The sequence below is a fragment of the Chryseobacterium sp. MDT2-18 genome (assembly GCF_030815285.1).
GTDB lineage: Bacteria > Bacteroidota > Bacteroidia > Flavobacteriales > Weeksellaceae > Kaistella > Kaistella salivictor.
Window position 1 is genome coordinate 25,569 of sequence record NZ_JAUSWQ010000011.1, and the last position, 14,776, is coordinate 40,344.

The 14,776-nt window shown below is 38.4% G+C and carries 14 protein-coding genes; 13 read left to right on the top strand and 1 reads right to left on the bottom strand.

Translation table 11 applies throughout. The features are described from left to right. The first annotated feature begins 110 nt into the window (after positions 1–110). The 11 genes from rbfA (at position 111) to QF004_RS11325 (ending at position 12,441) form a co-directional block, all read left to right on the top strand. The gene (rbfA, locus tag QF004_RS11275; protein WP_133438497.1) at positions 111–473 is read left to right on the top strand and encodes a 30S ribosome-binding factor RbfA; all 363 of its coding nucleotides are present in this window, start codon (positions 111–113) and stop codon (positions 471–473) included. Positions 474–497: 24 nt separating this feature from the next. Next, complete coding sequence (locus QF004_RS11280) at positions 498–1,709, top strand: ABC transporter permease (RefSeq protein WP_133438498.1); 1,212 nt, start codon at positions 498–500, stop codon at positions 1,707–1,709. Positions 1,710–1,960: 251 nt separating this feature from the next. Then, positions 1,961–4,000: an endonuclease gene (locus QF004_RS11285; RefSeq protein WP_307426352.1), complete on the top strand. Its 2,040-nt coding sequence runs from the start codon at positions 1,961–1,963 to the stop codon at positions 3,998–4,000. 433 nt (positions 4,001–4,433) lie between these two features. Beyond that, the gene (locus tag QF004_RS11290; RefSeq protein WP_133438500.1) at positions 4,434–5,312 is read left to right on the top strand and encodes a restriction endonuclease; all 879 of its coding nucleotides are present in this window, start codon (positions 4,434–4,436) and stop codon (positions 5,310–5,312) included. A gap of 4 nt (positions 5,313–5,316) precedes the next feature. Beyond that, complete coding sequence (locus tag QF004_RS11295) at positions 5,317–6,693, top strand: MBL fold metallo-hydrolase RNA specificity domain-containing protein (RefSeq protein ID WP_307426358.1); 1,377 nt, start codon at positions 5,317–5,319, stop codon at positions 6,691–6,693. 14 nt (positions 6,694–6,707) lie between these two features. After that, positions 6,708–7,247 carry an ATP-binding protein gene (locus QF004_RS11300; RefSeq protein WP_307426361.1) on the top strand — a complete coding sequence of 180 codons (540 nt, stop codon included), beginning with the start codon at positions 6,708–6,710 and terminating at the stop codon, positions 7,245–7,247. Between the two features lie 119 nt (positions 7,248–7,366). Next, positions 7,367–8,101 carry a shikimate dehydrogenase gene (locus QF004_RS11305; protein ID WP_307426363.1) on the top strand — a complete coding sequence of 245 codons (735 nt, stop codon included), beginning with the start codon at positions 7,367–7,369 and terminating at the stop codon, positions 8,099–8,101. Between the two features lie 162 nt (positions 8,102–8,263). Further along, positions 8,264–10,153, top strand: a complete 1,890-nt coding sequence (locus tag QF004_RS11310; RefSeq protein WP_373456905.1) for a DUF349 domain-containing protein — start codon at positions 8,264–8,266, stop codon at positions 10,151–10,153. A 7-nt stretch (positions 10,154–10,160) separates the two neighbouring features. Next, a complete protein-coding gene (locus tag QF004_RS11315; RefSeq protein WP_307426369.1) occupies positions 10,161–10,751 on the top strand; it encodes a hypothetical protein in 591 nt (196 codons plus the stop codon). Between the two features lie 56 nt (positions 10,752–10,807). Then, positions 10,808–11,830, top strand: coding sequence for a bifunctional diaminohydroxyphosphoribosylaminopyrimidine deaminase/5-amino-6-(5-phosphoribosylamino)uracil reductase RibD (gene ribD / locus QF004_RS11320; RefSeq protein ID WP_307426372.1), 1,023 nt, complete (start codon positions 10,808–10,810; stop codon positions 11,828–11,830). A 2-nt stretch (positions 11,831–11,832) separates the two neighbouring features. Next, positions 11,833–12,441, top strand: a complete 609-nt coding sequence (locus QF004_RS11325) for a YigZ family protein (RefSeq protein ID WP_133438507.1) — start codon at positions 11,833–11,835, stop codon at positions 12,439–12,441. A gap of 104 nt (positions 12,442–12,545) precedes the next feature. On the opposite strand, the gene QF004_RS11330 is transcribed toward QF004_RS11325, so the two are convergent. Then, complete coding sequence (locus tag QF004_RS11330; protein ID WP_133438508.1) at positions 12,546–13,253, bottom strand: zinc metallopeptidase; 708 nt, start codon at positions 13,251–13,253, stop codon at positions 12,546–12,548. 109 nt (positions 13,254–13,362) lie between these two features. Here QF004_RS11330 and QF004_RS11335 point away from each other — a divergent pair, with 109 nt between their 5' ends. Both QF004_RS11335 and QF004_RS11340 read left to right on the top strand, forming a co-directional pair. Continuing rightward, the gene (locus QF004_RS11335) at positions 13,363–14,502 is read left to right on the top strand and encodes a GTP cyclohydrolase (protein WP_307426377.1); all 1,140 of its coding nucleotides are present in this window, start codon (positions 13,363–13,365) and stop codon (positions 14,500–14,502) included. Between the two features lie 7 nt (positions 14,503–14,509). Then, complete coding sequence (locus QF004_RS11340; RefSeq protein ID WP_307426380.1) at positions 14,510–14,698, top strand: hypothetical protein; 189 nt, start codon at positions 14,510–14,512, stop codon at positions 14,696–14,698. Positions 14,699–14,776 lie beyond the last annotated feature (78 nt).

Below are 14,776 nucleotides of genomic sequence, written 5' to 3' on the forward strand. Positions count from 1 at the left end.
AATCAAACCGGACGGAATCCGGCCTTTATTTTCGCTGCTCTTTATTATGGTTAAAAAAATCTCGCCTGACGACGGGAAAATAATTCAAACAAAAGTAGTAAATTTGCGCCATGAACGAAAGCAACAGACAAAGAAAAGTCGCCCAAATTATACAGGAAGATTTAGCGGAATATTTCCGTAAACAAGCCTCAGAAAGCAAACAGTCCTTTTTAATCTCCGTTTCTGATGTAAAAGTAACGGCCGATTTGAGTATTGCAAAAGTTTACCTGAGTATTTTTCCGCCAGAGTTCCGCAAAGATATTATGAAGGAAATTTTGGTCAACAAATCAACTTACCGAAACTTCCTGGGGCAACAAATGGGCAAACAGGTCCGGATAATCCCGGAACTTAATTTCTACCTGGATACCACTTTAGACGACGTGGAAAAAATTGAAAAAGAATTGAGAGGCGAAGGTGATAATCCAATCCTTTAATCTGTTATAAATCGTTATTTCCTTTTGAAAAACACTTCATTTTATATCGCTACCCGCTATCTTTTAGCCAAAAAAGGTAGTACGGCCGTCACTTTCATTACGTGGCTCGCGGCAGTGGCGATGATGGTTGCAGTGGCTGCGATGTTTATCATCATCTCTGTTTTCTCGGGTTTAGAGGAACTCAACCAGGATTTAATTGCGAATGTGCACGCCGATATTACCATAAAAAGCAATACAGGAAAGGCACTGTCCAACATCGACAACGCAACAAAAATCATCGGACAAAATAAAAGCATTGCCCATTTCTCAAAAGTAATTGAAGAGAAGGCTTATATCCGTTTTCGTGAAAATGGAGATATCGCCAATTTGCGTGGGGTGGATTCTGCCTATATTTTTGTAAATCCCATCAATCAGAATATTTTATACGGTAACTATCCGAGTTTTAAATATTCGAACGAGGTGTTGATGGAAAACAAACTCGACAACCGTCTTACGATTCCCGTTGGTGAAGCTGCAGATTATGCCACGATTCTGATGCCCAAGCCAGGGACGGGAATGATCAGTAAAGAAGAAGATATTTTCACCAAAAGAGACATTATAGTTTCTGGTATTTTTCCCGGGAATGATCAACTTGACAATACCATTATTTCTCCTATTGAACTTGCGCGGGAACTTTTGAACTTGCCGAAAAACTCTGCCTATCAGATTGTTATTAAATTAAAGGATGCTGATAAAGCAGATGAAGTTAAAGAACAACTTTCGAAATTACTGGGTATGGACTATGATCTGAAAACCAAGAAAGAAGAAAATGCGGCTTTCTGGAAAATGATCAACACCGAAAAACTCTTTATCTATTTGATTTTCGCGCTGGTTATTTTCATTACCACTTTCAATTTGGCAGGAGCGATTATTATTTTACAACTGGATAAAAAAGAACAGGCGAAATCCCTTATTTCTCTGGGAATGAATTTCAAATCGCTGCGGAATATCTATTTCTATACCGGACTTTTAATTGTCTTTTTCGGCATTATTTGCGGACTGATTTTGGGAACTGCGATTTGTTATATACAGATCAATACCGGCTTCTTTAAAGCAGGCGCGAATACCGATTTGGCTTTTCCGGTTCGAATTAACACCCTAAACTATTTTATCGTCACCGCCACTGCAGGAATCTTTGGACTCGCGGTTGCATGGCTTTTCTCAAAGGTTAACAAAAGACATTTTAAAACCAGTTAAAACAGTATTAAAAACCGATGTTCGCCATGGGTTTTCAATACTGTTTTTAATAATTAAATTCTTGGGATTTTCAACCAAACACATTTTTATTCTATTAAAAAAGTATTTTTTCTTAGCATTAAAAGACAGAATACTACAACATATCCCAGTTATCATTCTGAAAAACCTAAAAAAAATCAGCTTTATATAAAAAAGACATTTTTTCTTTACATTTTTATATACCTTTGCCCTCCAATTTTAATTTTTTTATAATGAAAAAACTCACTACTCTTTTACTGGGCTTCATGTTTTCAATAGCATCAGCGCAAGCTCCAGCTACTTATTATAACGGAACCGAAGGCTTATCGGGCTCCGCTCTGAAAACAAAACTAAGCGAAATTATCACGGCCGGTGCCAAAGACAAAGGTTATGACGGGTTATACAATGCGTATCCAACCACAGACACCGACAGCTTTTATGAAAATGACGGAACGGTTCTGGATATGTATTCCGAAAATCCTACAGGAACAGATCCTTACAACTATCGGCATGGTCAAAAAAAATGTGGTAACTATAGTGTAGAGGGGGATTGCTACAACAGAGAACATGTTGTTCCACAAAGTTTTTTTGGAAGTAAAGCCCCCATGGTTTCCGATGTTCATTTCATTCGTCCCACCGATGGAAAAGTAAACGGAATGAGGAGCAACTATCCTTTTGGTGCGGTAACAAATCCTTCTTTTAAATCAAAAAACGGAACTAAAGTCGGACCAAGCACTTCACAAGGTTATTCAGGAACAGTCTGTGAACCTATCGATGAGTTTAAGGGTGATATCGCAAGAATGGTTTTTTACTTTGTAACCCGATATGAAAGCAGACTTTCAGTATTCTCTTCCGGAGGCATGTTAGGAAATACGACTTATCCTGGCTTGCAGGAATGGGAAAAAAATGTACTCTTGACCTGGGCCGCTCAAGACCCCGTTTCGCCCGCAGAAATTGCAAGAAACAATGCATCCTATGTTTATCAAAATAATAGAAATCCTTTTATTGACCATCCAGAATGGATTCAAACAATATGGGGAACTCAGGTTATTGATAATGAAAACCCTTCTACTCCCACTAATTTAGTTTTAAATTCTCTTTCTACTGCGTCAGCTAATTTAGCCTGGACTGCTTCAACAGATAATATTGGAGTTGCTTATTATAAAGTATATGTTAATGGTACTTTTCACATGAACTCCAGCACCAACACGGTAACAGTTTCCGGATTGACTCAGGGAACCACTTACAGTTTCTATGTCATTGCTTCTGATGCTGCAGGAAATGTTTCCCCACAAAGCAACACCGTAACAGGGACGACTTTGATCGATACCCAAGCACCGACAGCACCAATGAATTTAACTTTAGGTTCAGTAGGAACAAATAATATCGCCATAAGCTGGACTGCTGCAACAGATAATGTTGAAGTTGCTTCGTATGATATGTATGTAAATGGACAATTAACAGGTTCTACAACTTCTACCAATTCTAATATTGCCAATTTAGATCCTTCTACCGTTTACACCATTTATGTAGTTGCGAAAGATGCTGCAGGAAACGTTTCTCCAGCAAGTAATTCAGTAACAGCAACTACGCTGGCAATTGGCTTAAACTGTGGCGATGAAACCTTCGATTCTATCCCAGCAGCCTCCTCTACTTACTCCACTTATAACTGGACCAGCAACGGAATTTCATGGACTTCGGAAGACTCGAGAACAGATCAAACCATTAACGGAAAAGCGATTACCATCAAAAATGGTTTCCTTACAGCATTATCAGTTCCGAACGGAATTGGCGATTTAACAGTAACGACACAATTAAAATTTACGGGCAGTGCCGGTACTTTGAAAATTTTTGTAAATGATGTTGATACCGGAAAAACCATTCCATACAGCGCTACACAAACGACAACTACCGTTACAGGAATTAACATTTCCGGGAATATCGAAATCAGTCTGGTAAATTCAAATTCCAACAGAATTGCAATTGATGATATGAAATGGACCTGCTATAAAGATTTAGCAACCACTGAAAATGCAGTTACTAAATCTAATTTTACGGTCTATCCAAATCCAGTAAAAAATGGAGAATTGAATATCAGTGGTAAAGATTTAACAAATATTGCAACCGCTCAGATTTTCGATTACAGCGGAAAATTAGTTCAGACGGTTTCCCAGCCGTTTAAAAACAGCAATAAAATCATTCTTAAAAACTTGCCGAAAGGCGTTTATATTTTGAAAGTAGGAAACAGTAACGCGAAATTTATTATTGAATAATTTCAGGACTCCTGTTTTAAACAAAGACCGGTTTTTAACCCCATTATGGTCGGAAGATTTTTCTTCCGGCCTTTTTTTATTTTCAAAAATACAGACCTAAAAAGCAGCAGCCACTTATTCTTTTACAACAGGTATTTTTCCGGTTTTTCCTCCCTTAAAACAGGGTGGTTTCAGCGTTGGTAGAAAACTATCTGAAATAAATTCAGTATTTTATTCAGAGAATCACTTTAAATAAATGCAATGGCCGGAATATTTCTTCCGGCCATTTTTGTAATTCCTCAGTGATTACCATATACTGATTTTTTCGTAAATTAGTATCACGAAAACACTATTCATTTGATATTGAACAATTTGAAGTTCAACACCAGCTTGTTTACTGCGCGCAACCTCCATTATTGAGCAGTTATTTCTGATATTTAAAAAATTACCCATCATGAAGAATAAAGCGGAACGCATCCTCATCACCAAATCTTCAGGACAGAAAGTGCCTTTCAATGTAGGGAAACTCAAAAAATCCCTTTTGCGTGCGGGCGCAAATGATTTTGAGGCAGAGGAAGTGATCAGTGAAATAATTTCGTTACTGGTTGAAGGCATGTCCACGGGCAAAATCCATAAGGTTGCCTTCCGTTTACTGAAAAATGTTTCGCGTCCGGTCGCAGCGAGGTATAAACTAAAACAGGGACTGCTGGAATTGGGTCCTTCCGGTTTTCCTTTCGAACGGTATGTCGCTGAACTTTTACAGGTGCAGGAATACAAAACCCAGGTTGGAGTTTTTCTTCAGGGACATTGCGTGACCCATGAAGTGGATATCACTGCCGAAAAAGAAGAACGGCACATCATGATTGAATGTAAATTTCATAACCGACCCGGATATGTATGCGACATCAAAATACCACTGTATATCCATTCAAGATTTCGAGATGTGGCCACTTCAAAGAACGTTGCAACGGGTCAGCCTGAAAAATTTGATCAGGGATGGGTCATCACCAATACCCGCTTTTCGGAAGATGCCGCACAGTACGCAAAATGTATGGGGATGCAGCTGGTAAGTTGGGACTACCCGAAAAACAATGCACTGAAAGACTGGATAGACCGTTCCGGGCTTCACCCCATCACCTCATTAACCACACTCACCCAAAAAGAAAAACAACAGTTGCTGGATGACAAAATCGTGCTGTGCAAAAGCATCGTGAACAGCCGCGAAATTCTGGAACATATTGGAGTAAGGCCTCCACGTCTTCAAAAAGTACAGGCCGAATGCACCGCATTATGCGAACCATTTCCCATGGCAGTCAATTCCATTAAAACCTAAAATCATGAGCGCAATTAAAATCAAATTTCTGGGAGCAGCAGGTACTGTCACCGGTTCCAAACACTTAATTTCCGCATATGGAAAAAACATTCTGATCGACTGCGGACTGTTTCAGGGATTGAAAGAACTGCGGCTGCTGAACTGGGAACCGCTAACGTTTCCGGCAGATCAAATTGATATGGTTCTGCTCACGCACGGACATTTAGACCATACGGGCTATTTGCCGAGACTGGTAAAAGAAGGTTTTAGCGGAAATATCATTGGTACTTCTCCCACCCTTCAGATCACTGAAATCATTTTAAAAGACAGTGCCAAAATTCAGGAAGAAGATACGGTGAGAGCAAACAAATTCAGATATTCCAGGCACCATCCTGCCCTGCCTTTATATAACCTTGATGATGTAGAAAAAACTTTGCCTTTATTCAGATCAAAACCTTTAAATGACTGGCAAAGCATTAACGAAAATATCCGCTACCGCTTCAGATACAACGGACATATCATTGGTGCGACGTTTATCGAGATGGAAGTCGGGGACAAAACTTTAGTATTCTCTGGTGATATTGGAAGGGAAATCGATCCTTTACTTTTCCCGCCGGAAAAGCCGGAAAAAGCCGACCTGCTTTTCATTGAAGCCACTTACGGTGACCGCTTTCATCCTGAGATTCCGGTTATCGATGCTTTACAGAAAATCATTAACCGTTGCACCGAGAGAAACGGAACCATCATCATCCCTAGTTTTTCAGTGGAACGCACTCAATTGCTAATGTATCTTTTCTGGCAGCTGAATAAAAGTGGAAAAATGGCAAAAATCCCTATCTATATGGACAGTCCGATGAGCCGGAATGTTCTCGAAGTATTCCATCAGAACAGAGACTGGCATAAGCTTTCTCCAGAAGAATATTACGGGATGTGCGATGAGATCTCCTTTATCGGTACCGTGAATGAGACCCTTGCTTTGGCAAAAGATTCCCGTCCGAAAATCATCATTGCCGGAAGCGGTATGGCAGCCGGCGGAAGGGTACTCACCTATTTTGCAAAATATTTGGGCGATGCCAATGCTACCATTATGCTGGTTGGCTTTCAGGCAGAAGGAACACGGGGCAGGGCTTTGTTGGAAGGTGCCAAAGAAATCAAACTGTACGGAAAATATTTTACGGTAAGGGCAACCATCGAAAACATGGAAGGACTTTCCGCTCATGCCGACCAAAATGGTTTAATCGACTGGATGAGCAAACTTGCCGGAAAACCGGAACGCATCTTCATCGTTCATGCAGAAAAAGAGGGAGCAGAAGGGCTGCAGCATCAAATTAAAACAGTTTATGATTGGGATGCTGAAATCCCCGCTTTGAATGATCATGCTGAAATCACTGTCATTCCATAAATTAATTCCTGACGGTGGAAAACAGAAAAATCCAAACGAACTGGAACGTCATAACAGGCGGACCGTGCACCGGAAAAACAACAGTAGTGGATCTCCTTGCAAAAAGGGGCTACAAAACGACTATTGAGTTTGCCCGTCATTATATTGATATGCAGGAAATAAAGGGACGGACCGTGGAGGAAATAAGGAAGAATAAAAAAGAATTTCAATTAAACGTTCTGAAAATGCAGATCGCAAAAGAATCAATCCTCGACCCTCATGAACAGGTCTTTCTGGACCGGGCTTTACCCGATGCCATGGCGTACTACCAGTTTTTAGGTTTGAAGTATGATGACATTCTTCTTGAGGAATGCCATAAATATGCATATCACAAAATTTTCATTTTAGACCGGCTCCCTTTAACCAATGATTATGCGCGGCTTGAAGATGAATCGGAACAGGTGCGGATCCATAACCTTATTATCAGCGTGTACGAAAGTTTACACTTTCCCTTGGTTCATGTACCTGTTATACCGCCGGAAGAACGGGTGGATTTTATCCTGAAAAATATATGATTTAACGGAAATACTTGAGGACGGAAAAATGTAAAAGTATAAAATCTTTAAATTCTAGTCAAAAAAATAAATCCTCCAAAAAGATCCGTTTTTAGCCGGTCTTTTTTTAATTTTGAAGAATGGAACAAAAAAAATTAGGACTCATCGGGAAAAATATTTCTTACTCTTTTTCTAAAAATTATTTTGAAAATAAATTCAGAAAACTATTTCTTAACAATCACACTTACACCATTTTCGATCTAAATGATATTGCCGAAGTTGACAGGATTTTCAATGATGCAAATCTACTCGGTCTAAATGTGACCATCCCTTTTAAAGAAAAAATAATTCCTTACCTGGATGAATTAAGTGATGAAGCTGAAAAAATAGGTGCCGTAAATACGGTTCTGATAAAAGACAATATTAAAAAAGGATTTAATACCGATGCTTTTGGTTTTGAGAAAACACTTTTACTTCACAAAAAAGATCATCATCGTGCAGCCTTGGTTTTAGGAAACGGCGGTGCTGCAAAAGCCGTAAAATATATTTTGGAAAAGCATGACATTCCCTACAAAACCGTTTCCAGAAACACCGAATTAAATTTCGGGAATATTACTAAAGAAATTGTGGCTGAAAACACTTTAATCATCCAGTGTACCCCGGTCGGAACTTTCCCGAATGTGGCCGAATGTCTTGAATTCCCCTTTGCCGCATTAACTTCCGGTCATTTAATTATCGACCTGATTTATAATCCGGAATACAGCTCTTTTATAAAAAAGTCCGCCGAAAATGGCGCAAAAACGGTGAATGGATTTTATATGCTTGAACAACAAGCAGAAAAAGCATGGGAAATTTGGAATGTTCAAAAAAAATAAGTTAATTTAGTGCACGGTTTATCGTTGAAAATAAACCGACCAAAAAAACTTAATAAAAAGACTGCTATGATTACAGAAGATTCACTTTCTGAGAACCACGAGAAAGAACCGATTAACCATGAGGTTTCAAACGAACAGACCGCTGAAAACCCAACAGCAACAATGACTGAAACCCTGTCAGAAACTCTTGATGCAGCTGTAGAAGAGCCCAAAGAAACTGAGAATATAGAAGAAGCTCCTGCAGAAATTCAGCCAACCGTTGAGGAGAAAGAATCTTCTGAGGAACCGGATACCGCTAAAGAAGCAGAAACCAAAGCAGTTGCCGCTGAAAAAACGGCAGAAAATGAAGAGGAAGAACATCATGAAGAGCAAGCGGAAGATTTATCCCATTTGTCTTTATCAGAAATTCTTTCCTTAATGGAAACCATCGTTAACAAACAAGATGCTGGCGCCCATTTTAGAAAATTCAATCAACTGAAAGAGCAGGCGAATCATTTGATTCACGATCAAACCGAAGATTTGAAAAGTGAATTTGTTGCAGCAGGAAATCCTGTAGAACTTTTCAGTCATCAACATCCTTTACAGGCTAAACTTTCAGGTTTACTGAATATTTACCGTGAAAAGAACGATGAATACCACAGAAAACAGGAAGAAAACCACCATATCAACTTAGCGCACCGGCAGACGATTATCGAAAATTTGAAAAACCTCTATACCAATACCGAAGCAGGAACCAATCTTTTCAAAGCCATCCGCGAAATAAAAGAAGAATGGAAAAATGCCGGCCAAGTGGCGAAATCAGAATTCAAATTACTGAATAACAACTACTTCCATCATCTGAATCAGTTCTATCAAATGCTTGATATGAACAAAGAATATATGGAGCAGGAATTTGCACATAATTTAGAAAAAAGACAGCACATCATCGAACGGGCCAAAGAATTACAGCAGGAACCTTCCGTGCAGAAAGCGCTGAATGAGTTGCAGTACCTTCATAAACTCTGGAAAGAAGAAGCAGAACCGGTTGCCGAAGAATTCAGGGAAAAAACATGGGACGAATTCAAAGAAATCTCGAATAAAATCCATGACAGAAAATCTGAACTGACCGAACAGATCGAAAAAGAACAAAACGATAATCTGGTCCGTAAGAATGAAATCATCGCGGAAATCCAAAAAATGGCGGAAGCCACAAAAGAGACCAATCATAATTATTGGCAAAACGCCATTAAAAAAGTGGAAACTCTGCGCACTGAATTTTTAAGATTAGGAAATGTCCCAAGAAAAGTTTCGAATCAAAACTGGAATGATTTTAAAGAACATTTGAGAAACTTTAATGTAAAGAAAAATGAATTTTACAAAGGTTTAAAAAATTCTCAGCAAACAAACCTTGACGAAAAACTGAAATTAATCGCCTCGGCAAAAGACAATATGCTCTCCGAAGAATGGGAAGTGGTAGTACCTTTATTTAAAAAATTACAGGAAGACTGGAAAAAAATCGGTCACGTACCGCGAAGCATGACCAACAAAGTTTGGGACGATTTCCGGGAAGCATGCAATACTTTCTTTAATAATTACAGAGAAAAAAACAATACCGCCAACGATAACTGGAAAGAAAACTTCAAAAGTAAAAAACTTCTTTTGGACGAATTAAAAGAAATCGGCAACGAAGAAGGAAGCGTTGAAAAAATAGAGCAGATTAAATCAAAATGGAATAATATCGGAAAAGTTCCAAGAGAGAAAATCACCATCAATACTGAGTTCAACAAAGTGCTTCGCGACAAACTGAAACTGAACAAAATCCACGAATATGATTTGAAAGAAGAAGGACTTTCTGAAAACCAAGTCACCGATAAAGCCCGAAAAATCAAAAATCAAATTACTGATTTAGAAGCGGAAATCGTAAAAATGGAAAACAACATTGGATTCTTCAGCAATGCATCCAGAGAAAATCCTTTACTGAAAGCAACTTACCAGAAAATTGACGATAAAAAAGCACAGCTCGAAAGCATGAAACAAAGCTTACACAGTATTCTGATCGGCGAAAACCAATAAAAAAGTCATGGTAAAAAAAATATTCTTACTCCTTTTCATCAGCACTTTATCTTTTGTTAAAGCACAGGGCAGCGTACCGGATTTATTATCAATCCCCGGCCCGATAGAATATGATGGGACTGAATATTTTTTGTCCTGGAGCAAACCGATGTCGAAAACCCTTTATCGGCAACAGTATTTACCCAGTGATGAGCGCATTGAAGACTTCACCCAACTCCTCGATTTTTCGTATTTCACCAAAGAAATAGAAATGGAGTTGGCGGTCCGTCAAAAAGTTGAGGGAATCCAGCAAAGAGCGAAATCTGATAAATTCGCAAAAGTAAATGTAGTTGAAAGTCCCGACGGAAAGGAATATATCGTCGATTATTTCATTTCTGAAAGTCCGGAAAAAGGCAGTTCTTTTATCGAGTATAATGTCTATCGTTTTAAAAAGTATGATAACGGAACCTCAAAAAGCTTCCTTATTTTATCTTATGCAAAAAGAATGTACGGCGATTTAAAATCTGCCGCGAAATCTTTGGGAAGACAAAGAGATCATCTCATTACAACGATGATTGAGTTCAAGATTCCGGAAATAAAAGTTGCTGCAAAAAATTAATCTTTAATGATAATCAATAAAACACCCGGCAACCCGTTGGGTGTTTTTTAATTCAGATGAACCACGAAATTTACATGCGGCGCTGCGTCGATCTCGCCCAAAAAGCTTTAGGGCAAACCTATCCAAATCCTTTGGTCGGTTGCGTAATTGTACATAATAACGAAATTATCGGCGAAGGATTTCATGAAAAAGCAGGTTGTGCTCATGCTGAAATTAATGCAATTAACTCTGTTAAAAACAAAGCATTGTTAAAGGAATCTACGATCTATGTTTCGCTGGAACCCTGCGCGCATTTCGGAAAAACGCCTCCATGCGCCAACAAAATTGTAGAAACCGGTTTCAAAAAGGTGGTCATCGGAACTTTGGATGCTCACGATAAAGTGAATGGAAAAGGCAAACAGATTATAGAAGACGCAGGAATTGAAGTTATTTCCGGAATCCTGGAAAAAGAATGTCGGGAACTGAACACGCGGTTCTTTACTTTCCACCAAAAACGGAGACCTTATCTTATTTTGAAATGGGCCGAATCCGGTGATGGTTTTTTAGATCAGGATTTTAAACCGACTCAAATCGGTAATGCTTTGACCAGACAATTTGTTCATCAGCTTAGAAGTGAGGAACATGCCATTTTAGTTGGGACAAATACAGCTTTGACCGACAATCCAAGTTTGACAACGAGAAAAATTGTGGGAAGAAATCCGGTGAGAATTTTAATCGATTTTGATTTAAAGGTTCCTGCCCATTTTAATCTATACAATGACGAAGCGGAAACGTTGGTTTTCAATGCTGTGAAAAATTCAGTTGAAAGAAATATTACTTTTATTAAAATAAAAAGGGAAAACTTCATAGAAAATCTAATGGAAAAATTATCTGAACAACAGATTCAATCGGTTATCATTGAGGGCGGACGTTTTACTTTGCAACAGTTTATCGGCCAAAATCTTTGGGATGAAGCAATTATCATTAAAAATGAAAATCTGCATTTACTTCATGGAACAAAAGCGCCGGTATTTGATTTTGAAAAGTTCGAAACAAAACAATTTCGGGACAATCTGATTGAATTCTATAAAAATTCTTAACCATGGAATTTTCATTTGACACTATAAAATCGCCGGTCGAAAACATTCTTCTTAAAGAAAAAGGAAGCAAATTCATTGGCTTTGCTTTTCCCGTAGAAAATGAAAAAGACATAAAAGCGGCATTGGCGAGAGTTAAGGAAGCACATCCAAAAGCAACTCATCACTGCTACGCTTTCCGATTAGGAATAAATGGTGAAAATTACCGTGCAAACGATGACGGCGAACCTTCCGGCAGCGCAGGATTACCGATTTACAATCAACTGCTGGCGCATAATATTACCCAGGTTCTGCTGATCGTGGTCAGATATTATGGCGGAACAAAATTAGGCGTTTCGGGTTTGGTTAAAACATATAAAGAATCTGCCAAATTTACCTTGGAATCCTGCGAACTGATTACCAAAGAATTGCAGTCTGAAATAGAAATTCAGTTTGAATTTGACCAGCAAAATGTGATTTTCACCTTGTTAAATAAATTTGGCGCCAAAATCATCGATTTTAAAACAGAAGAAAAATGTACTATTACTGCCCAGCTCAAAACTTCTGAAAAAGAAAACATCTCAGAGCAGTTGTCTGAGATGCAGAATATTTCGTTTAAATTCCTGAATTCTTAGGAAACAACTCTTCCTAAATTCAGTTTCGTACCCGATTCTTTTTACTTAGCTTTTTTTACCTAGCTCTTTTCACTTGGTTCTTTTTACTTTTTACCTGGCTCTTCTTAATCTCTTCTCCCCATCAGCAGCGACGCCCAGTATAACAGTTGTGCCAATGAACCCAGTGCCGCAACAACATATGTTCTAGCCGCCCAGGTCAGGGAATCTTTCACCCCTACATATTCTTCTGAAGTCACCGTTCCGGTATCTTTCAACCATTTCATCGCCCGGTTACTTGCATCGTATTCCACAGGCAAAGTCACAAAGGCAAAAAGAGTGGTTACTGCAAACATGGCTACACCAATAGCAAGAACGGTAGTGTTTCCATTTGGATTTTGGATGGTTCTGGTGGCGCCCATTAAAACGATACCACCGATTAATACAAACTGCATCAAATTAGAACTGATGTTGACCATCGGAACCAATTTTGACCGCAACTGCAACATAGAATAACCCACAGCATGCTGAACAGCGTGACCGCATTCATGTGCCGCAACCGCCGCCGCAGCTGCATTTCTCTGCATATAAACGCCTTCTGATAAATTTACTGTTTTATTTGCCGGGTTATAATGATCCGTCAATTGTCCCGGAACTGAAATTACTTTAACATCATTGATGCCGTTATCTTTCAACATTTTTTCAGCGACTTCTTTTCCGGACATCCCGTTGCGCAAATGTACTTGCGAATAATGTTCGAATTTTGCTTTTAATCTGGATGAAACCAACCAACTCACCAACATCGAAATCCCAATAATTACATAATACCCTGTCATTTTTTCTTTTTTATCTAAATTTAATAATCGACTATCTAGCAATAAAAAACGTGCCAAAGTTTTTAGTTTTGGCCGAATGATTTATCTTTGTTTTCTCAAACTAAAACTGATGAATGTGATTACGATTCTTGAAGTAAAAACCGATGCTGATTTAAAAAATTTCATCAAATTTCCGATGGAACTCTACAAAAGTAATGAAAATTATGTTCCGCCCTTAATCAATGACGAAAAAAACATCTGGAATCCCAGGGAAAATGCGGCTTTAGATTATTCAGAATTCAAAAAATACCTGGCTTACATAGACGGAAAAGTGGTCGGCAGAATTGCAGTGATGATCAATCATAAAGAGGTCAATGAATTAAAAATCAAAAAAGTAAGATTCGGGTGGTTAGATTTTATCGATGATATCGAGGTTTCCAAGGCATTGATTTCGAAAGCCACTGATTATGCCAGAGAAAAAGGCATGAGTAAAATTGAAGGACCGATGGGTTTTACCAATTTGGACAAAGCCGGCATGCTGACCATGGGTTTTGATAAGACCGCAACGATGATCGGTTTATACAACTTCGACTATTATCCACAACATTTAGAAAAATTAGGTTTAGTTAAAGAAAAAGAATGGGTAGAATTTGAACTGGATTTCCCGGAAGTTCTGTCAGAAAAAGTACAGAAATTCAGCAATCTGATTGCTGAGAAATATAAATTAAGAGTACTCCAGTTTAAAAATAAAAAGGAAATACTTCCTTATGTAGAACCCATGTTCAGGCTGTTGGATGAAACTTACAAAACCCTCTCAACCTACACTCCCATTACAGATGAGCAAATAAAAACCTACCGGGAAAAATATTTCGGTTTTATTGATAAAGATTACATTGTATGTATCGTCGATGAACATAATGAGCTGATTTCCTTTGCGATTACAATGCCTTCTTATTCGAAAGCACTGCAGAAAGCCAATGGTAAATTATTTCCGTTGGGTTGGTACCATTTTTTACAGGCGGGCAAAAAGAACCTGCGTGCTAATTTTTATCTCATCGGAATTCACCCGGATTATCAAAGAAGAGGCGTAACTTCTATTATATTTAAAGAAATCTGGCGCAATTTCAGTAAAAAAGGGGTTAAAATCCTTGAAACCAACCCCGAATTAGAAGAAAACAAAAGTGTTCAGGTGCTCTGGCAGGATTACAATCCTGTAAATCACAAACGACGCAGAACTTACGCAATGGAAATTGGCAACGAAAAACAATAAGACAAAAATGAAGAAACAACTCTACATCTACATGGCGATGATCATTGCATTCATCGTGTACAACCAGTTTTTTCAGGTCAAAGATGCCCGGCTTAATGAAGCGATCAACATTATTTTTGCCAGTTTTCTTTTTCTGTATATCGGGTATTTGGCGTATCTGGTTTTGAAAAGAGTAAAAGATACCGGCAAAAAATAAATTATATGCTTGTCATACATTTAATTTTTGTTTGTTAACAACGATATTTAAGGGTTATAATTTTTTCTATTATACTTA